This is a genomic window from Amycolatopsis orientalis DSM 43388, assembly GCF_000411975.1.
GTDB classification, from domain to species: domain Bacteria; phylum Actinomycetota; class Actinomycetes; order Mycobacteriales; family Pseudonocardiaceae; genus Amycolatopsis; species Amycolatopsis orientalis_D.
On record NZ_ASXG01000154.1, the window covers coordinates 16,560 to 35,870 of the forward strand.

14 protein-coding genes and 1 riboswitch are annotated in these 19,311 nt (G+C 68.1%); of the genes, 3 read left to right on the top strand and 11 right to left on the bottom strand.

The features are described 5' to 3' along the window. Nucleotides 1–103 precede the first annotated feature (103 nt). From cimA to L942_RS30510, 8 genes are all read right to left on the bottom strand, one after another. On the bottom strand, nucleotides 104–1,768 hold the full coding sequence (cimA, locus tag L942_RS30475) for a citramalate synthase (RefSeq protein WP_037367164.1): 1,665 nt from the start codon (nucleotides 1,766–1,768) through the stop codon (nucleotides 104–106). A gap of 210 nt (nucleotides 1,769–1,978) precedes the next feature. After that, entirely contained in the window at nucleotides 1,979–2,983 is a 1,005-nt protein-coding gene (locus tag L942_RS30480) for an ABC transporter substrate-binding protein (protein WP_037367165.1), read from the bottom strand. After that, nucleotides 2,976–3,764: an ABC transporter ATP-binding protein gene (locus L942_RS30485; protein WP_037367166.1), complete on the bottom strand. Its 789-nt coding sequence runs from the start codon at nucleotides 3,762–3,764 to the stop codon at nucleotides 2,976–2,978. The genes L942_RS30480 and L942_RS30485 overlap by 8 nt, the downstream gene beginning before the upstream one ends. Beyond that, nucleotides 3,765–4,805, bottom strand: coding sequence for an iron ABC transporter permease (locus tag L942_RS30490; protein WP_037367382.1), 1,041 nt, complete (start codon nucleotides 4,803–4,805; stop codon nucleotides 3,765–3,767). 877 nt (nucleotides 4,806–5,682) lie between these two features. Beyond that, nucleotides 5,683–5,808, bottom strand: a riboswitch (cobalamin riboswitch). Between the two features lie 7 nt (nucleotides 5,809–5,815). Continuing rightward, nucleotides 5,816–6,856, bottom strand: coding sequence for a 3-isopropylmalate dehydrogenase (locus L942_RS30495; RefSeq protein WP_037367167.1), 1,041 nt, complete (start codon nucleotides 6,854–6,856; stop codon nucleotides 5,816–5,818). A 262-nt stretch (nucleotides 6,857–7,118) separates the two neighbouring features. After that, nucleotides 7,119–10,451 carry a S8 family peptidase gene (locus L942_RS30500; RefSeq protein ID WP_037367168.1) on the bottom strand — a complete coding sequence of 1,111 codons (3,333 nt, stop codon included), beginning with the start codon at nucleotides 10,449–10,451 and terminating at the stop codon, nucleotides 7,119–7,121. 251 nt (nucleotides 10,452–10,702) lie between these two features. Next, nucleotides 10,703–12,301 (bottom strand): phosphoglycerate dehydrogenase, encoded by a 1,599-nt coding sequence (gene serA / locus L942_RS30505; RefSeq protein ID WP_037367169.1) that lies wholly within the window; start codon nucleotides 12,299–12,301, stop codon nucleotides 10,703–10,705. Between the two features lie 151 nt (nucleotides 12,302–12,452). Further along, the gene (locus L942_RS30510; RefSeq protein ID WP_200862976.1) at nucleotides 12,453–12,842 is read right to left on the bottom strand and encodes an SbtR family transcriptional regulator; all 390 of its coding nucleotides are present in this window, start codon (nucleotides 12,840–12,842) and stop codon (nucleotides 12,453–12,455) included. 270 nt (nucleotides 12,843–13,112) lie between these two features. On the opposite strand from L942_RS30510, the gene L942_RS30515 reads away from it, so the two are divergent. The 3 genes from L942_RS30515 (at nucleotide 13,113) to L942_RS30525 (ending at nucleotide 16,228) form a co-directional block, all read left to right on the top strand. Next, nucleotides 13,113–13,895 (top strand): DUF1345 domain-containing protein, encoded by a 783-nt coding sequence (locus L942_RS30515; protein ID WP_235079514.1) that lies wholly within the window; start codon nucleotides 13,113–13,115, stop codon nucleotides 13,893–13,895. After that, entirely contained in the window at nucleotides 13,895–15,241 is a 1,347-nt protein-coding gene (locus tag L942_RS30520; protein WP_037367170.1) for an ankyrin repeat domain-containing protein, read from the top strand. The genes L942_RS30515 and L942_RS30520 overlap by 1 nt, the downstream gene beginning before the upstream one ends. 90 nt (nucleotides 15,242–15,331) lie before the next feature. Then, nucleotides 15,332–16,228 (top strand): nuclear transport factor 2 family protein, encoded by an 897-nt coding sequence (locus L942_RS30525; RefSeq protein WP_037367171.1) that lies wholly within the window; start codon nucleotides 15,332–15,334, stop codon nucleotides 16,226–16,228. 615 nt (nucleotides 16,229–16,843) lie between these two features. On the opposite strand, the gene L942_RS30530 is transcribed toward L942_RS30525, so the two are convergent. The 3 genes from L942_RS30530 to L942_RS30540 form a co-directional block, all read right to left on the bottom strand. Beyond that, nucleotides 16,844–17,875, bottom strand: coding sequence for a HEAT repeat domain-containing protein (locus tag L942_RS30530; protein WP_037367172.1), 1,032 nt, complete (start codon nucleotides 17,873–17,875; stop codon nucleotides 16,844–16,846). Beyond that, nucleotides 17,869–18,549, bottom strand: coding sequence for a HEAT repeat domain-containing protein (locus L942_RS30535; RefSeq protein ID WP_037367173.1), 681 nt, complete (start codon nucleotides 18,547–18,549; stop codon nucleotides 17,869–17,871). Before L942_RS30535 ends, L942_RS30530 begins: the two co-directional genes overlap by 7 nt. A 412-nt stretch (nucleotides 18,550–18,961) precedes the next feature. Further along, a complete protein-coding gene (locus L942_RS30540) occupies nucleotides 18,962–19,225 on the bottom strand; it encodes a DUF397 domain-containing protein (protein ID WP_037367174.1) in 264 nt (87 codons plus the stop codon). Between the last annotated feature and the right edge of the window lie 86 nt (nucleotides 19,226–19,311).

Consider the following 19,311-nt stretch of genomic DNA (forward strand, 5'->3'; position numbering starts at 1 on the left):
CGGAAACACCCGCGCGAACACACGACCAATCGAGCCGCACTACCCACCGCACGAAGCACACCGCGCGCGACTGTCCCAACGCAGCGCTCCGGTAAGGCCGGAATCACCCGCCCACAGCCGACACCTCCAGCCCAGGCACCGCCTGCCCGGACGCGACCGCCAGGCTCTTGTGGACCAGCGCGTCACACAACGCCAGCCAGCTCGCCTCGACGATGTTGCCGTGCACGCCCACCGTCGTCCATTCGTGTTCGCCGTCACTGGACTCGAGAAGCACCCGCGTGACAGCGTCCGTCCCGGGGTTCGACGGCAGGATCCGCACCTTGTAATCGGCCAGCTCCACGCTGTCCAACCAGGACAGATACGGCGTCAACGCCTTGCGCAGCGCCGCGTCGAGGGCGTGCACCGGGCCGTTCCCTTCCGCCGTCGTGATGACTCGCTCGCCCGCGACGTGCACCTTCACCGTCGCTTCGGAGACGACTTCGCCGTCCTGCCGGTGGTCCAGCACCACCCGATACGACTCGAGCTCGAACGGCGGCGGATCCGACTTCTCGCCGGAGTCCTCCTCGACCTCCCGGCGGAGCAGGAGCTCGAGCGAAGCGTCGGCCGCTTCGAACGACCAGCCCTCCGATTCGAGTTCTTTCACCTTCTGCACCGCGTTCGTCAGTGCGTCGGGCCGGCCGGCAAGGTCGACCCCGAGTTCACGTCCCTTGAGCTCGAGGCTGGCCCTGCCGGCCATCTCCGTGACCAGTACCCGCATGCCGTTGCCGACGGAAGACGGATCGATGTGGTTGTACAACAACGGATCCACCTTGATCGCACTCGCGTGCAGCCCCGCCTTGTGAGCGAAAGCGGACGACCCGACGTAAGCCTGGTGGGTGTCGGGCGCGAGGTTGGCGATTTCGGCCAAAGCATGGGAGACGCGAGTGAGCTCGGCGGCTCCTCCGGTCGGGAGGACGTCCATTCCGAGCTTGGTCACGAGGTTTCCCGCTACGGCGAACAGGTCGGCGTTGCCCGCCCGTTCCCCGTAGCCGTTCGCGGTGCACTGCACGTGCGTCGCACCGGCCTGCACCGCGGCGACCGAGTTCGCCACGGCACAGGAAGTGTCATCCTGGCAATGGATCCCGAGCCGGAATCCGGTCTTCTCCTTGATTTCGCCTACGGTTTCGGCAAGCCCCAACGGCAGCTGGCCACCGTTGGTGTCGCACAGCACGAGAACGTCCGCGCCAGCGTGCGCCGCGGCGTCGAGCACCCGCAGGGAGGTTTCGGGAGAGAAGGCATAACCGTCGAAGAAGTGCTCTGCGTCAAGGAAAACACGGCGACCCTCGCCGACGAGAAACGCGACTGTGTCCCGCACCATCGCGCACGCCTCGTCGATGTCCACTCGCAACGCCCGCTCGATGTGCCGCAGGTCCGATTTGGCCACCAGGGTGACGACCGGCGCCTCCGAGTCCAGAAGCGCGCGGACCTGCGGATCTTTGTCTGCCGCGGTCCCCGCCTTGCGCGTGGACCCGAACGCGACCAGCGCGGCGTGCTTGAGCGGCAACTCTCCCTTCGCCGCACGGGAAAAGAACTCCGTGTCCTTCGGCAAAGCACCCGGCCAGCCGCCCTCGATGAACCCGACACCCAGCTCGTCCAGCAGCCGCGCGACGGCCAGCTTGTCCGTGACGGAGTACGTGATTCCTTCGCGCTGAGCACCGTCGCGCAACGTCGTGTCGTAGAGGTGGAAGGCATCGCCGAGCGGCGTGCCAGCGGGTTCCGTGCGGGTCACGGTGTTCTCCTTGTGGCGGGGCAGAACCTGGTCCAGGCAACAAAAAAACCTCCCGCATGGGTGCGAGAGGTTGCGCGCCGGTAGCTCTTGTGGAGCGTCTATCCGGCGCGCAAGGCAATAATGACGGAGATGGCGGTCATGTCGGCCATCATGCCACAGCTTCGCCCGGCTTCCAAGCGCCGGGCGAAGCATCCCACTTTCTGGGAGCCGTCAGCGGGGAAGGCTTCCCAGGTAGCGGCTAAATTCTTCGACCGCGGCCGCGTTTCGCGGCCCCTCCACCAGAGCCGCGTACGGCAGGGCGAAGAAGCGTCCTTGCTTCACCGCCGGGATGTCGCGCAGACCGGGACGCGAGCGGAGGAAGTTCTCCTTGTCGGCGACGCTGCCGACCTCGCCGCCGTAGTCGTTGATGAGGATGACGTCCGGCGCGCGCTGGATCACGGCCTCCCAGCTGACGGTGGTCCAGCTGTCGTTGAGGTCCGAGAAAATGTTGGCACCACCCGATTTGGTGATGATTTCGTCCGGCCCCGCGTTGCGTCCGGAGGTGAATGGCTGGTCACGGCCGTCGTCGTAAAGGAACACCTTCGGCTTCGGCCTCCCCGCGGGCACTGCGTTCGTGACAGCGGCGACCCGTGAGCGGTACTCTGCGATCAAACGTTCTGCACGATCACTGATTCCAAAGATTTTCCCCAGATTGCGCACATCTGTGTACAGCGCGTCGAGCGGTCGCATGATGCCCCGTTGCTTGCCATTGCCGTTTCGGCAGGCTTCGGTGAGCAAATAGCTGGAGATGCCCAGCTTCGCCAGGGAGTCCGGGGTGAACCCGGTCGCCTCCGAGAAGCCGTAGTTCCAGCCGGCGAACACGAGGTCCGCCCCCGCGCCCTGCACCACCTCACGGTTGATCTTCTCCGCGAGCTTGGGCACCTTGGCGAAATCGGCTTTCCACGGCGACGAGGCGACGCCGCCGGACTGTCCTTTGTCGACCACGTAACCGGCCATCCGGTCGCCCAGGCCGAGCGCGAACATCAGCTCGGTGATGCCGATGTCATTCGTAACGACCCGAGAAGGAGGTTTGGACACGGTCAACGGCGAGCCGCAATTGGTCACCGTCACCGGATATCCGGCTGCGGCCGCTGCACTGTCCCCTTCGGACACTTGAGCGCCGCATCCAGTGGCGACGAGGGCGACCGTCAGGATCGACGCGACTGTTCTACGCATGACTGTCCTCCGAGGACTCGAGCAGGTCGAACAACAACTGCGGACGCCCCGTAGCGGGGTGCGGCACCACATGCCCGCGCACCCCGAACACGTCGGCGAGCAAAGCAGGTGTGAGCACCTCGGCCGGTGTCCCGCTCGCGACCAGGCGGCCGCGGTCAAGCACGTGCACCATGTCGCATACGGCGGCGGCCAGGTTCAAGTCGTGAACCGCGGCCAGCACGGTCGGCCCGCTGGCGCGAGCGAGCGCAAGGACTTCAAGCTGATGGCGGATGTCGAGATGGTTGGTCGGCTCGTCGAGCACGAGGATCCGGGGCTGCTGCGCGAGTGCGCGCGCGATCAGCACGCGTTGCCGTTCGCCGCCGGACAAGGTGAGCACGCCCCGGTCAGCTAGATGCGTTAAGCCGACCTGAGCCAGCGCATCGGCACACAACCGACGGTCGGCCGCGCTCATGCGGTCGAGCAGGCCGTGATGCGGCATTCGCCCCATCGCCACCACTTCGGTGACGGTGAAGTCGAACTCCGCGTGCGATTCCTGCGCGACTGCGGCGATCGCCCGCGCCCGCTTTCGCGGGGCCATGCCGTCTACCGGATGGCCGTCGACCAGCACGGCTCCGGCTGACGGCTTGAGCACCTGGTAGACGGCGCGCAGAGTCGTCGACTTTCCGCTGCCGTTCGGACCGAGCAGTCCGACGAATTGGCCTTGCCGAGCTTCGAGGGTCACATCGTCGACCAGTTTGCGACCGGCCGCAGTCACGGTGACGCCGTTGAGCGAGAGGTCCATTCACGCGCCCCCGAACACGTAGGCGCGACGACGCATCAAAAACAGGAACGCCGGCACCCCGACCGCGGCGGTGAGCACCCCGATCGGCAACTCCTCAGGTGCGGCGAGCACCCGCGCCGCGACGTCCACCCACACCAGGAAAACCGCACCGGCAAGCGGTGCCACGGCAAGCACCCGGCGATGATCGGCACCGACGACCAGCCGCACCAGATGCGGAAGGATCAGCCCGACGAATCCGATCGCTCCGCTCACCGCGACCAGAACGCCCGTCATAGCAGCGCAAACGATGAACAGGAGGACCCGCAGCTTCCCGACGTCGACGCCAAGAGTCGTCGCCGCTTCGTCGCCCATCGCGAGTGCATTGAGCCGACCGGCCAGCGCCAGCAACAGCAAAACTCCACCGACCACCACGACCGCGGCGATCGGCAGCGTTCCCCAATTCGCGCCTGCGAGACTGCCAAGCAGCCAAAACAGCGCCGACCGCGCGGCCTCGCCGTTCGGTGCCTGGAAGACAATGACTGTGGTGATCGCGAAGAACCCGTAGGACAACGTCGTTCCAGTGAGCACCAGGCGCAACGGCGTAAGCCCTTGCCGCGTACGGGCGACAAGATAGACGATCAACGTCGCGGCAAGCGCAGCCACAAACGCCCCGACCGACAGCGCGTAGATCCCGAGCGACGCGAAGACACCGAACAACGTCACCGCTGTCGCCCCCACGGACGCACCAGAAGAAATCCCCAGCACATATGGCTCGGCGAGCGCGTTGCGCACCATCGCTTGGATCGCGACGCCAACAGTCGACAGCCCAGCGCCGACGACCACCGCGAGCAGAACGCGGGGAAGCCGAAGGTCCCAAATGATCCGGTACTGCCCGACCTCGTCCGGTCCGATCGTTCCGCCGAACAACCCAGCGCGGAGAAAGGCCCACGTGTGAGTCACTGGCACCGCCACTGTCCCGACCCCGACCGCGATGACAATCGACCCGAGCAACGCCACGGCGAGCCCGAGCAATACCGGCGTCAACGGCCGTCGCCGCTGAATGGCAACGCCTCCGACCTGGGATTCGCCACTCAACGGCGACGCGTCCGACAGGTCCTGCGATGTGCCGACCCGCACCGACGCGACCCTGTTCCCCTGCGATGCGCCAGCCCGCGGCGACGTGGCTCGATCGGTCTGGGATTCACCACTCCGCGGCGAAACGTGCCCACCGGCCGAGGATTGGTCGTCGAACGGCGAGACATCACGAGCGTCGGAGCCAGGCAGGTCAGGGCTAGCCGAGTTGTCGGGCCGCAGCTCGCCAGCCGTCGGCTCGCCGCGGTGCGCCGTGTTGCCGCGAAGTGGCGAATCCGCCCTCGCAGCAGAACCAGTCTGTCGACTCGAGCCGCGCGTCCCGCTGTCGCCGTTGGATGGCGACTCACCCGCACCGCCCTCGTCATTCAGCGGCGAAAGATCCGAGACACCACCAGCACGCGAACGTGGACCGCTCCACGCGCGCTCGCCACTCAGCGGCGAAACATCAGGAGCACCGTCACCACTCGATGGCGAACGGCCAACCGCGTCCTCGCCACCGAAAGGCGATGGGCCAGAACCACCCGCCAGCGAGTCACCGTCACCGGGCAGCTCCGGAGCGCTCTCGCGATCTAGCGGCGAAGGACCCCCGAGAACCGCTGACGCCCCCTCGGCAGGAGGCGGCGAAACCCCGCCAGAACCAACCTCGCCAAAAACTGGCGAATCCCCAGCCCCTCCGACCGCGGGTCCAGAACCGGCAGAAGGCCCTTCCGACGAAGGCGAGGGCGAGGGCGAGGGCGAAGAAGAAGACACCACCAGCGACGACCCAATCGAGACATTGGGCCCGCAAAAGACGGCAGCCGCCGGCGGCGGGAGTGTCGTCTCCCGCAGACCACGACGGGAGGGGACGAGGTTCCAGGAACCCCCCGCCGGTATCGGGCTCGCCTTCGGCTCCGGAGTGGGAGCCGAAGGCCTACCGTTGCGGGTCAGCGCCGGAATTCGACCGGCTTCCGCGGCGGGGGTCCGAAAAACTCAGGACGGAGTCAGCCGACCTGACGTGCGTTGGACGAGACCAGCGCCGCGAGGCGGTCGCCGATCGCCTGGGTCGCGCCCGGCGACGACTGGTCGCGCGTGGCGAGATCGAACGCCACCGAGGCCTCGATGCGCCGCGCCGCTTCCTTCTGGCCGAGGTGGTCCAGCAGGAGCGACACCGACAGCACCGCGGCCGTCGGGTCGGCCAAGCCCTGGCCGGCGATGTCCGGCGCGCTGCCGTGCACCGGCTCGAACATGCTCGGGTTCCGGCGTGTGATGTCGAGGTTGCCGCTGGCCGCGAGGCCGATGCCGCCGGTCACCGCGGCCGCGAGGTCGGTGATGATGTCGCCAAAAAGGTTGTCGGTGACGATCACGTCGAACCGCGACGGGTCGGTGACCAGGTGGATCGTGGCAGCGTCCACGTGCGAGTACGCGACGGTGACGTCCGGGTGCTCCAGCGAAACCTCTTCGACGATCCGCGACCACAGCGAACCGGCGTGCTCCAGCACGTTGGTCTTGTGCACGAGCGTGAGGTGCTTGCGCGGCCGCTCCTCGGCGCGGTTGAACGCGTCCGCGACCACGCGCCGCACGCCGAAGGCCGTGTTGACGCTGACCTCGGTGGCGATCTCGTGCTCGGTGTCCTTGCGCAGCAGACCGCCGTTGCCCGCGTACGGGCCTTCGGTGCCTTCGCGCACCACGACCATGTCGACGTCCCCGGCGTCGGCCAGCGGGCCGCGCACTCCGGGGTACAGCCGCGCCGGGCGCAGATTCACGTGGTGGTCCAGTTCGAACCGCAGCCGCAGCAGCAGGCCGCGCTCGAGAATGCCGCTGGGCACCGTCGGGTCGCCGACCGCGCCGAGCAGGATCGCGTCGTGCTGGCGCAGTTCGCCGAGCACCGACTCCGGGAGCAGCTCCCCGGTGGCGTGCCACCGCGAGGCGCCGAGGTCGTAGTTCGTGATCTCCGCCGCCGGTGCTACCTCACCGAGCACCTTGAGCGCCTCGGAGACCACCTCGGGCCCGATCCCGTCCCCTGGGATCACCGCGAGCCGCATCCACACACCTCCGTAGCCCAGGCCACCGGGCGCACCGATGGCCCATTCGCACAAAAACGCCAGCAGCGGAAGGTTACCGGCCGTAGACAAGGTGCCGTAGCCGCACCACCCTTATGCCGCATCCTCCCACAGGGTGAGACACCCGTTCGGGCGAACGGAAACGGGGGCTTGCCCAGGCCGGACAGCCTGGGCAAGCCCCCGCGTCTCGCTATGCGGCCACTTTCGCAGCAGCTCTCAAGTTCCCCTCAACGGGTGAACCAGGTCAGCCGCGCGGCACCTCCGATTCGATCCGCACGACCGAGGCGCGCTGCCCGGACGCGTTGTGGTGCTCGATCGCCAGCAGGCCCTTTGCCTTGTCCCCGGCGACCGCGGCCTTGTTGCGGTTGACCACCAGAGCCGTGCCCGGCTTGGCGACGTAGCCCAGTGCCGCGTCGCCGCCGCTCTGGACCGAGTACGCCGGCGCGAGCACGTCGAACGACAGCGGAGTGCTGACCTGGTCGATCAACCCGTTCGAGGTACCCGGCGCGACGTAGTACCCGGCGGTGCCGACCGTGTAGCTGATCCGGTGCGACGTCTCCTTCGGGTCGATTCCGAGCGCGGCGATGCTGACCGGCAGCACCATCACGTTCGAGTCGAACACGTTGGTGTCCACGTCGCCGAGTTGCCCGTTGATCGCCTGGAGGTCCACCGACGGGTTGCCCGGCTTGGTCAGCGACACCGTGTTGACGAGCAGCACGTCCGACCCGGTCGCCTTCGTGACGAAGGTTTCGAAGTCCGGCTTGCCGTCGCCGTTGGTGTCGATGTCCACGAACGGCACCGTGTTGCTGCCCAGGTTAGCGAAATCGCTCCAGGTCGTGATGCCGAACGCCAGCGTCGCGTTCTCCGGATCCCCTTGTGCCTTGGCGAGCGGGGCCGTCGACGCCGCGCCGATGTAACGCAGGTCGCCGCCCTTCGCGGTGCGGTTGAGGGTGCAGTCGGACGTGACGTGCGAGTCGCATTCCGGCAGCTGCGGCGATTCGGCCTGCAGTTCGAGCACGCTGATCAGCGAGCGGTACCGCTGGGAGCCGCTGCCCTGGTCGATGCCCTTGCCGCCGAGGTTCAGCACGGCCTGGTCGGCGTTCGCGCCGAAGCGCACTCCGCCCGGGGCGGTGATCGCCGAAACCGGCTTCGGCGCCGAGTACACGGCCACCCGCAGCGGAACGGTCGCGCCGTTTTTCGGGGTGAACGCGACCCGGCCGGAGGCGTCGGCCACGAACTGGCGGGCGAGCCCGGCCTGCGAAGCGGCCATGGTCGGGTCGAGAACCTTGCGCAGCGCCTTCGGGTCGGTGATCTTCAGTGTCACCTTCACCGTCGCGACCCCGCGCGGGTTCAGCTTCACCGAGCTCTTGTCCACTGTGTACTCAACGCCGGGCAGGCTGTTGACCGCCTCGTAGCCCACCGAGTACTCGGCCGCCTTGACGCCCTTGTTGACCACCTTGATCGTCTTGCTCAAAGTGACCGGACCAGCCGCCTCGACGGTGCCGAACGTGACGCTCACCGCGCCCGGATCGTCCTGCACGTACGCGAGAACCTGGTTGTCCAGCGCGGCTTTCGCGTCGATCCGGCCGGCCCCGACGCGCTGCGGGCCGTAGGTGTGCCCAGCGCCGTCGGTGATGTCGTGCACCGCGGTGCCCACGACGTCGGCCTTGACCTCCTCGACGCTCCAGTCCGGGTGCGCCTGGCGGACCAGCGCCGTGATGCCCGACGTGTGCGGCGCGGCCATCGACGTGCCCGAGAGGACCAGCCGCCCGTTGCCGCTGCCGCGGAACGCCGACGTGATCGTGTCCCCCGGCGCGGCGACGTCCGGCTTCACCGACGGACCGCGTCCGCCGCGCGAGGTGAACGAGCTGGGCGTGTCCACAATGGACTGGTCGTAAGTCTGCAGCGTGGTCCGCCCTGCTCCGTACAGCCGCACGGTCAGCGTGCCCGCGGTCAGCCCGGCCCGCACAGCCTGGGTGGCCTTGCCGGTGAGCTGGAACATCGGAACGGCCGCGTTGCCCGCGATGCCCGCGCCGAAATGCTCCACAGTGGACGAAAGCAGCACGCCCTTGGCGCCCGCGGCCTGCGCGTTGTTGGCCCGCGCGGCTGAACCGCACGGCCGGGTGGCGTCGTTGTCGTCCCACTCCAGCCACACGATCTTGCCCGCGGCCTTCGCCTTGTCCTCAGCCGAATAGGCGGCGCAACCGGCGTTGTTGCCAGCCGAAATCGGCACCACCGGAGCGGTGAGGTCGAGAGTGTCGTAGCCGGTGTACTCCTGGCTGTACTGACCCGGCTGCTGCCCCGCGGTCGGCGTCTTGACCTCGATCGCGTCGCGCAGTTCGCCCGCGTCGCGGCTGCTGGCCACGGTGAGCGCTTCCGGGGTGTTGCCCGGCGAACCGGCGATGTCGTTGATGTCGCCGCCGTTGCCCGCCGAGATCACCGGCAGCACGTTGTTCTGCGCGAGCTTGCGCACGAACAGCGAGTCCGGGTCGTCCGGCGCGCCGAAGTCGCTGCCCAGCGACAGGTTCACGACGTCTAGGTGGTCGGTGAAGTCGCCGTCGCCGTCCGGGTCGAGCGCCCAGTCCAGCGCCTGCGAGGTGACGTTCGTGGAACCCTTGCAGCCGAACACCTTGATCGCGTAGAGCAGCGCCTTCGGCGCGGTGCCCGGCCCGATCCGCATGGCGTCCAGGGTCTTCTTGTTCAGTTTCTGGTAATCGCCGGTGAACGTGCTGCCGTCGGCGTTCACGCCGAAGCCGCCGATCGTGCCCGCGACGTGCGTGCCGTGCTCGCCGCACGCGATCGGGTTGGGGTCCGGTTTCGGCGTCGGCGAACCGGTCTTGCCCGCAGAGTCGTAGTCGTCGCCGACGAGGTCGGTGCCGCCGACGACCTTGGCGCTCGGGAACAGCGGCGACGGCTTGGTGCGGTCGACCGCCTGGTACGCCTCCGGCGTGCCTGGACCGCCGAAGTCGGCGTGGGTGTAGTCGATGCCGTCGTCGATCACGCCGACGCGGACGTTGTCGCCGAACTTGCCGGTTTTCTGCCAGCTGGCAAGCGTGTTGGTGAGCTGTTCGGCGCTCGCGTTGGTGCGGTTCTTCGGCACGACCGTGCGCACCGAGACGACGTCCGGCCGTTCCGCGAGCTGGCGGATCTTGGCCGCGTCCGCGGTGACGACGGCGCCGGGCACCGCGTTGGCCGTCTGCGTGACCAGCTTCGTGGCCGCGTCCGCGGACCGCAGCTGCCCGACGACGGAGCTGACCGCGGCGGCGACGTCGGCCTTGGCCGCCTTCGCTGCCTGCTTGGCCTTCTCCTTGCCCTTGCCCTGCTCCTCCTTGAACGCGTCCACCGCGGGTTTCTTGGCCAGCTCGACGAACGCGGTGATCTGCCCCTGCGCCGCGCTCAGCCTGGGCGAAAGCTTGCCCTGGACCTTGCTCGCGTCGACCTTCGCCGGAGCGACCGGCTCGGCCAGCGGCGCGCCCTCCGCGGACGCCGCGGGCACCGCGACGGCCGCCGCCAGCACCACCGCGGACCCCACGACCACCGAGCGGGCAGCCCACCCGGGCAACCGGGTTCTGCTCATGAGTAACCCCTTCTCGAGGCCCGGATCACGAACCTGCCCGCGCTTCCCATTCGCACCCCCGACGGTGAGCACCGGCGCCGCGCCGTGCTCTCACGGCGCGTGGTTCAGCCTCGCGGCAAGAACCTAGCTGTCCGAAACCCCTACTTTCGTGCGGAAAAAGCTCCGTTACCCGAATGTTGCCGGTACGGGCGAACAGCAGAACGACCCCTCCCCCGGAGTCCGGGAAAGGGGCCGTTCGGCGTGCTCGGGGACTAGCTGAAGTCGACGGCGCGGATGGTGTGCGCGCCGATGGTGGCTCCGATCGGCTCGAGCACGTTGCTGTCCACGTGCCGGTCGACGCGCAGCAGCATGATCGCGTCGGACCCGTCGGTGCTCTGGCTGATCTGCGCGGCCTCGATGTTGATGCCCGCCTCGCCGAGCAGCGTGCCGACGCGGCCCATCACGCCGGGCCGGTCCGGATATTCGATCACCAGCACGTCGCCCTCGGCGCGGAGGTCGAAGTGCCGGCCCTTGACCTCGACGATCTTCTCGACCTCGTCCTTGCCGGTGACCGAACCGGACACGGTCAGCGTCGCGCCGTCGCCGTGCACCGCGCGGAGCGTGACCAGGCTGCGGAACTTCGGGCTCTCGGTTTCGGAGACCAGCTCGGCCTGCACGCCGAGTTCCTCGGCCAGCCGCGGCGCGTTGACGAAGGTGACCTGGTCCTCGACCACGCCCGCGAACAGCCCGCGCAGCGCCGCCAGCTTCAGCACGGCGGTGTCTTCGCTGGAGATCTCGCCCTTGACCTCGACGGTCAGCGACGTCGGGGCCTTCGGGTTCAGCGCGGTCAGCACCTGGCCGAGCTTCTGAGTGAGCGAGAGGTACGGCCGCACGTACTCGCCGACCGAGCCGCCGCCGGACACGTTGACCGCGTCCGGCACGAAGTCGCCGCGCAGCGCCAGCAGCACCGAACGCGCCACGTCCGTGCCCGCGCGGTCCTGCGCCTCGGCGGTGGACGCGCCAAGGTGCGGCGTGACCACGACGTTCGGCAAGTTGAACAGCGGACTCTCGGTGGTCGGCTCGGTGACGAACACGTCGATGCCCGCGCCGCCGACGTGACCGCTGCGCACCGCGTCGGCCAGCGCCTCCTCGACGATCAGCCCGCCGCGGGCGGCGTTGACGATGATCACGCCCGGCTTGGTCTTCTTGAGCGCCTCGGCGTCGATGAGGCCCTTGGTCTCCGGCGTCTTCGGCAGGTGGATGGAGATCGCGTCGGCGCGTTCCAGCAGCTCGTCGAGGGTGACCAGCTCGATGCCCAGCTGGCCGGCGCGCGCGGCCGAGACGTAGGGGTCGTACGCGATGAGCTTCGCCCCGAAGGCGGCGAGCCGCTGGGCGAACAACTGGCCGATCTTGCCCAGCCCGACGACGCCGACCGTCTTGCCGTTGATCTCGACGCCGGTGAAGGAGCTGCGCTTCCACTCGCCGCCGCGCAGGCTCTGGTCGGCGGCGGGAACGCGGCGGGCGACCGCGAGCAGCAGCGCGACCGCGTGCTCGGCGGCGGAGACGATGTTCGACGTCGGCGCGTTCACCACGAGCACGCCGCGCTCGGTGGCCGCCGGGACCTCGACGTTGTCCAGTCCGACCCCCGCGCGGGCGACGACCTTCAGCTGAGTCGTCGCCCCGAGCACCTCGGCGTCGACCTTGGTGGCGGATCGGACCAAGAGCGCGTCGGCGCTCTTCACCGCCTCGAGCAGAGCGGGACGGTCGGTGCCGTCCATGTGCCGGACCTCCACCTCGTCACCGAACACACTCAGCACGGAGGGCGCGAGCTTCTCCGCGATGAGGACTACGGGTTTGCTGGGCTTGGTCACGATGCGGCTCCCACTATCTGGTCACGAAATCGAGGACGCTCTCTCGCGGCGCACGTCGTTGTGCCCGGACTCGCGGGAGTTTAACGCGGTGCGCTGACGTACCGCTGCCCACGCTGTTCACTCGTTCGTAATCCAGTGAAAACAAGTGTCATCAGCCGCTCTGTACCACCTTCTCCCGGAAGGTGGGATCCGGCCAGGAAGCACCGTGCAGCAACAAAAGCAGCTCCCGGACCGTCACATCGGCACGGAAAACACCGGCCGCTTGCGCCCGGTCCACTAGGTGAGATGCAGCTTCCCGCATCGCTTCGCTGGTCGCGTGCAGCCGCGACTCCGGGTCGTCGAACGCGTCGGCCAGCATCTCGGTAAGGCCACGGTAAACGGCGGAGGTCTCGCCGAAGCCGATCAGCCAGGTGTACAGCCCGTCGAGCGGGTCCTCGGCGAGCAGCAGCTCGCGCGCCTTTTCGGCCTGGGTGCCGAACCGGTCCCGAAGCAGCGTCTCGATCAGGTCTTCCTCCCGAGGATGCCAACGAGTCCGAACCACGCCGACCTACAGCTCGCCGACGCTCTCCCCGGACGCGGAAACCCCAGCTCACCACGGATTCGCCACTGAGTGGCGAATCCGCCCACCTCCTGCATACGGCCACTTTCCGTCCCCCGCGGGCAAGCCGGTCTTCCACCTCCGCCCCAGCCATTCCCGGCGAACGCTTCCCCTGACCGAGCGACCCCGGTGGGACTGTTTCGCCGTCCAGCGGCGACAACCCGCTGTTATGTTCGCGAGACGCCTCGCCCGCGTTCGCCCCGGGAGCCGCCGGTGTTCACGAACCTCGCCATTGCCGCGGCCCGGACAGTCGAACTGGTCCTGCTGGTGCTGGGGATCGCCACCCTCGTCCAGGACGGCAACGTTCTCGTCCTTCTCTCCTGGGATCTGCTCGCGCTGATCTACCTCGGCATCCGGATCGCACGGGTGTCCCGCAGCCGGAAAATCGACCACACCGACGCCCGGTGGCTGAAAGGCGTTCTGGGCCGTCGGCTCGGACTGCTCTTCACGGTGCTGACCAGCCTCGTCGGCGTGACTGCCGGCCTGTCGATCGTCTTGCCGGAAACGGCGGGCATCGACCCGGCCGACGCGAAACTCGTCGGCGTCCCCGCGGTCCTGCTGGCCTGGGCGATCCTGCACTTCGGCTACGCGGAACGCTACGCCCAGACGTACTACGACAGCCTCCCGACGCAACACTTCCGCTTCCCCGAAACCGAACGTCCCACGCTGGCCGACTTCACCTATTTCGCGTTCACGATCGGAACGAGCTTCGCGGTCTCGGACGTCGAGACCCGAACGACTTCGATCCGTTCCCTGGTGCTCGCGCACAGCGTGCTGTCGTTCACGTACAACACGGCCACGCTCGGCATCGCAGTCAGCGTCATCACCGGCGGACATTGCCCTCCTGAGTTACAGTGTTTTTTGCGCGGCAGGGGCCGCGTCCTGTCCGCGGAAAGGGCTGAGCCCACCCCCGTACCACGAGTTGCCGAGCTTTCCTTCTTCCCTGCCCGGTGCCGGCGGACCACGGGGCGCGCAAGGGAAGGAAGGACTCCCTGATGCCGGCTTTGCCCGCCAAGCCCGACCTCGGCCAGCTCCGCAAACAGGCGAAGGAACTCGCCCGCGCCGACTCAGTCGCACTGTCGGAAGCTCAGTTCCGCCTCGCCCGCCGCTACGGATTTCCCAGCTGGCCCCAGCTTCAGGCCTACGTCCGCCGAATCGCCGAGCACGGACCGGACGTCCAGCACGCCTACCACCCGGACGTCGAGTACTACCGAGACCGCGCCGTCGGCCTCCTCGCCTCAGCCGAAGACGGCACCCCGGACGCCCGCGCCGCCTTCGACCGCCACGAGCAACCGCTGACCCGCACCGGTGCGCTGACCGTCATCGCTCGCGAGCACGGTTTCCCGACGTGGCGGGCGTTGAAGACGCATGTCCAGGATTTGCCGAGAAACGGCGAACCCTTCGCCCGGGCCTATCAGCTGATAGAAGCCCGCGACGTCGACAGCCTGACGACTCTGCTGACCGAAGCCCTGCATCTGCCCCTCGCCCGGGGCACCAACGGGAACGATCTGCTCGGCATGGCCTCCGCGACCCATGACGAACGCCTCGTCCGCGTCCTGCTCGCTCACGGTGCCGATCCCGCGCGAGCCAACGCACACGGTTGGACTGCCTTACATCAAGCCGCCTACAGCAACTTACCACTGATCGCCGACATGTTGATCAAGGCTGGCGCGCCACTGACCGTTTCAGGTCGCGGCGACGGCGGAACTCCGCTCATTGTGGCTCTGTTTTGGGGAAACCGCGCTGTTGCCGAAAAACTGGCAACGCACGAACGGTCCCCTCGCAACCTGCGCGTCGCAGCCGGTCTCGGCGACGAAGCACTACTGGATGAACTCGTCAGTCCAAAGGGGACTCTTTCGCCAGCGGCGGGCGCACACCGTGAATTCTACCGTCCACACAGCGGTTTTCCGTTCTGGCAGCCAACCAACGACCCCGCAGAGGTCCTTGACGAATCACTCGCCTGGGCCGCCCGCAACAACCAAGCAGCCACGCTCCGCACCTTGGCGGCGCGCGGCGCGAACCTGGACGCCGACGTCTACCGCGGCACCGCCCTCACCTGGGCCGCGGCATGTGGCCACTCAGCGGCAACAGAGGCACTGCTGTCTCTCGGCGCGAACGTCAACCAGGTCGGCACCTTCGGCGGCCCCCGCCACGGCGTCGGCATCACGGCACTGCACCTGGCCGCCGAAAGCAACCACCTGGACGTCATCGAACTCCTCGTAAACGCCGGTGCCGACCTGACCGCCCGCGACGCCATCTGGGACAGCACGCCGGAAGGCTGGGCAGAAGCCTGCGACAGCGCCGCCGCTCAAGAGTTGCTGCGCCGCCTCAGTCGCCACTGATCGGCAACTCCCGACGGTAGACAACCGGAGTCTGCAGTCCGTATCGTAGCGGACTGCAGACTCCGGTTAATCGCCTTGCGGAGGTTCCTCATGCCCACTCCACGCGAGCTGTTCGACCAGCTCTCCACCGGAATCACCGACGGCCGCTTCGCCGACCTGGCCCAGCTCTACGCCGAAGACACCGTCGTGGAACACCCCACCGCCGTCCCCAGGCCTGGACGCACAGAAGGCCGCGCCGCAGTGCACGACCGTTTCGTCAGCGGCCTGGGCCAGCCCCTTCGCCTCAGCCGCCACGACGTGACCATCCACGAAACCGCGGATCCCGAGGTCATCGTCGCCGAATACCAGTACACCGCCGAATCGCGCAAAACCGGCCGGACGACCGAAACGGCCAACATCCAAGTCCTCCGCGCCCGCGACGGACTCCTCGTCCACACCCGCGACTATCACGACTACCTGCGCTTGGCCGCCGTCCAAAACGCAACCACCGGCTTAGCCGAGGCGTACGCCCAAGCGCCTGCTTACGAATTTCGCCCCATCACGCCGCGACCCGCTGAGCTCTTCTCCCCGACCAGCCGTGAAGGCGTATTCCAACGAGTCGTCTACGGCGTCGCCGACGGACGCTGGTCCGAACTCCCCGACCTCTATGCGGCAAAAACCGATGTCCGGCACCCGTTCCTGCCCGGCGCCCCGGTCCTGCGCACCCGAGACGACCTGCGGGCCCACTTCGCCTCCGGTGCCGCGGCAGCCTTCCGCATCGAGGTAACCGACCTGGTGCTCCACCTGAGCACCGACCCGGAAGTCATCATCGGCGAATCGACCTACGCAGGCGAAACCAGCTCGGGGACCCCGTTCCAGGTGAACAACATCTTCGCCATGCGCATCCGCGGCGGAGAAATCGTCGAATCCCGCGATTACGGCGACCACCTCGCCCTGGCCGCAGCCACCGATCGCCTGCCGGAACTCCTCGCCCGCGTCGCCGAATAGCGGCAACGCGTCCCTGCTGTCGCCGCTCAACGGCAATACCGCATCCGACGCCCGGACGCCCTGGCCGCTCAATGGCAATCGAGCGCGTCGTCGCCACTTAACGGCAACTACCGCCCACCAGGCGGGCCGCCATCACAGCGACGGCCCAGCCACGACGTCGCCACTCAACGGCGAATCGACATACGCCGGCCGACCACAGCCAAGCGACCATCAAAGCCCGTCGCCGGTCAGCGACAACATCCGCCGCGGCGGCCTCGCCGTTCAGCGGCAAAACCGCAGCAACTCTCGTCGCACCGAAGTGGCCAACCACCGCCCGTCCCAGCCGCACAGGCAGCACTTAGCCAAACCGTCGCCACCAAGCGGCAAACGCCCTACCCCGAACATGCAACGGCGACGACCACCCTCCGGCTCTCGCCGTTAAGCGGCGAACAGCCGTCACCAGTCGGCGGCCATCCCTACGGCTTTCGCCACCGAACGGCAACTCACCCAACCAACCCCACGCCGGGCAACCCCGTCGCCGCCGAACGGCAACCGCCCAACGCAACTTTCGCCATTAACTGGCAAATACCCCTGACCAGCACCAATACCCGAACCTGTGCCCGTCACCCGCGGTGCCTAGGTCCGTTCAGTGCCGTCTCCGTCGATGCCCTCACGTTCTTCAACAACCTTCACAAGCGCCGAAGCCACCAACGCCACTGCTCGATCCCCATCCCCCGCCAACCGCTGCAGCGCACCGTGCGCGAGCGTCCCTGGCATCTCGGCGAGCGCCTGCGTCAACCGGATCCGCACCGCGGAATCCGCAGGATGCGCCGCCAACGCATCGACCAACGCGCCGACAATCCCGCCCGCACCCCCGTCCGCCAGCGCGCTCAGAACCTCAGCTGCCTCGACGTCGTTTCGCCCCTCGACGACCATTTCGACCAGAGTCGGCACCGCCTCCTCGACACCTCGCGCCCCGAGGGCGAGCGCAGCATGTCGACGGACCACAGCGTCCGAACCGGTGAGAGCGTCCTTCAATACCGCAGTCGCCTCGTCGCCGGGCAACTCGATGAGCGCCAAGATCGCGCGTCGACGGATGTCCGCGTCGTCCGAGCGGAGACCGGAAGCCACCTTCGCCACCCCGTCGCCGTCGGTGCGGGCGAGGGCCCATCGCAGCGCGCCAGCGACGTTCGGGTCGGATTCGGCGAGAATCGCGCGAGCCAGTACCTCGGCAGGGACCGGCACGTCGTCGACAGGTGCTAGGACGGTCTGCTGCCGACGCGCCGCACCCGGCGAATTGAGTCCGCGCAGCAACTCGACGATGCGCAAGGCACCCTCCCAACCGGACGGTGCCGAGGCATCGACCGCGCGCAGCCGGTCGAGCAACTCCTGTTCTCGCCGCAACCGGTCTTCGGTGCGCCGGATGAGGTCGCCGACCAGTTCCGACGGCACGAACGCGGGATCCTCCAGCGCTCGGTCGATTTGCCGCAGAGACATTCCGAGCGACCGCAGGCTCTCCACGTGGAAGATCCGGCGGATGTCGTCCGCGGAGTACTCGCGATAGCCGCCCACGGTGCGACCGGTCGGCCGCACCAGCCCGAGGGCGTCGTAGTGCCGGAGCATCCGGGTGCTCACCCCCGAGCGGCGGGCGACCTCGCCGATCAGCACGCGGCTTCCCGAGCCCGCTCCGGGCCGAGCGCGACGATTCGTTTCGCCTCGTCTACGGCCTGGTCGAAACCGGTGTCCGGGTCGCGAAGCAGCCGCTCGGTGGCGACGGCGTGCGCCCGAACGGCTGGGTCGGTGCTGTTCACTGCGTCCTCCAATACCGCCTCGACCACGGGGCCGAGCGCGACCAGCGCCCGGCTGAGGCTGAGCTGCACGGTCCGGTCGCCCCGACCGAGCTGTGTCGCCAGTTCAGCCGCCAGCCCGGCCCTCTCACCGTCTGGCACCAGGACGACCGCTGCTCGCCATGCACTTCTCGCGACCTCGTCGTCGGCGTCGCGCAGCAACGATCGGGTGATCGCTGGCCACACGTCCGGTTCGCCGATTTTCGACAACGTGTGCAGCGACTGGCTCCGGGCCTGCGCCACGGGAGACCGCAGCTCCGCGAGAAGCCGCGGCACCGTGTCCCCCGCCGGAAACCGGGTCAACGCCCAGGTGAGCATGTCGCGCACGTAAAAGTCCGGCTCGATCGCGCACCGTGCGACGAGCGCCTCGACGAGACCAGGGCCGTCCGGGTGCGTTCCGATCGCGAGAGCGGCCTGCAGCCGCGTCGACGAGTCCCCGGCGCCCAAAGCCTCGATCTGCCGTGTGAGCTGGTGGTTCGTCTGTGTCGAGTTCATCTGGGATCACCTCCGCCGACCAGTGAAGACCTTGTCACGATGTCAAGGTCAAACCCGGCAGGCAGAGGGGACTGTCGCCGCTCAGCGCAAACGCGCACTGGACGCGATGCGGCATCCCGGCCAGACATCCGTCCACATCGAGAAGGGGTACCGGAGAAGCCGCCAACCGCGATGACAGCCGCCCGCCGAGCTACTCAGCACCGGACTTCCAGACGACCTTCCAGGCCACCGGACTCATCGCGACGCTCGGAGCCATCTCCCCCGGGCAACCGAGGCCAGCCTCAAACCCGCCCCGAAGAAGCGAGCCTCTGACCTGGGCAATCGCGCGCGAACTCCGGATTCGCCACTAAACGGCAAAAGCCCGCCAAGGGGCAACCAGCCCGGATCGGCCAGCCAGAAAGCTCCCCAAGAGCTACGACTCCGGCAAATCGAACTCGCCGTCCCGCACCCCGCGCGTGAACGCGTCCCACTCCGACGGCGTGAACACCAGCACCACCCCGTCCGGGTCGGTCGGCTGCCGGATGGCCACGTAGGTCACCCCGTCCGTATGCGGCACGAACGCGTACTCCGCACAGTGCTCCAGGGTGACGCCCGCCGGTTCGGCACGGATCCAGGTCGCGCCGGAGAGGTCGAGTTCGTGCCGGATGTGCGCCTTGTCGTCGGTCGGGCCGCTCATCGGCACAGCGTATCCGCCATTCAGCGGCAACGCCTTGAAACGAAAAGAGACCCCGCCGTCCGGCGAACGGACGACAGGGCCTCCTG

What these genes read in the sequence shown, in the direction of transcription:
- L942_RS30480 (WP_037367165.1), bottom strand. Translation starts at nt 2,983, where the DNA reads ATGCGTAGAACAGTCGCGTCGATCCTGACGGTCGCCCTCGTCGCCACT.
- L942_RS30495 (WP_037367167.1), bottom strand. Translation starts at nt 6,856, where the DNA reads ATGCGGCTCGCGGTGATCCCAGGGGACGGGATCGGGCCCGAGGTGGTC.
- L942_RS30520 (WP_037367170.1), top strand. Translation starts at nt 13,895, where the DNA reads ATGCCGGCTTTGCCCGCCAAGCCCGACCTCGGCCAGCTCCGCAAACAG.
- L942_RS30500 (WP_037367168.1), bottom strand. Translation starts at nt 10,451, where the DNA reads ATGAGCAGAACCCGGTTGCCCGGGTGGGCTGCCCGCTCGGTGGTCGTG.
- L942_RS30540 (WP_037367174.1), bottom strand. Translation starts at nt 19,225, where the DNA reads ATGAGCGGCCCGACCGACGACAAGGCGCACATCCGGCACGAACTCGAC.
- L942_RS30485 (WP_037367166.1), bottom strand. Translation starts at nt 3,764, where the DNA reads ATGGACCTCTCGCTCAACGGCGTCACCGTGACTGCGGCCGGTCGCAAA.
- L942_RS30535 (WP_037367173.1), bottom strand. Translation starts at nt 18,549, where the DNA reads ATGAACTCGACACAGACGAACCACCAGCTCACACGGCAGATCGAGGCT.
- L942_RS30525 (WP_037367171.1), top strand. Translation starts at nt 15,332, where the DNA reads ATGCCCACTCCACGCGAGCTGTTCGACCAGCTCTCCACCGGAATCACC.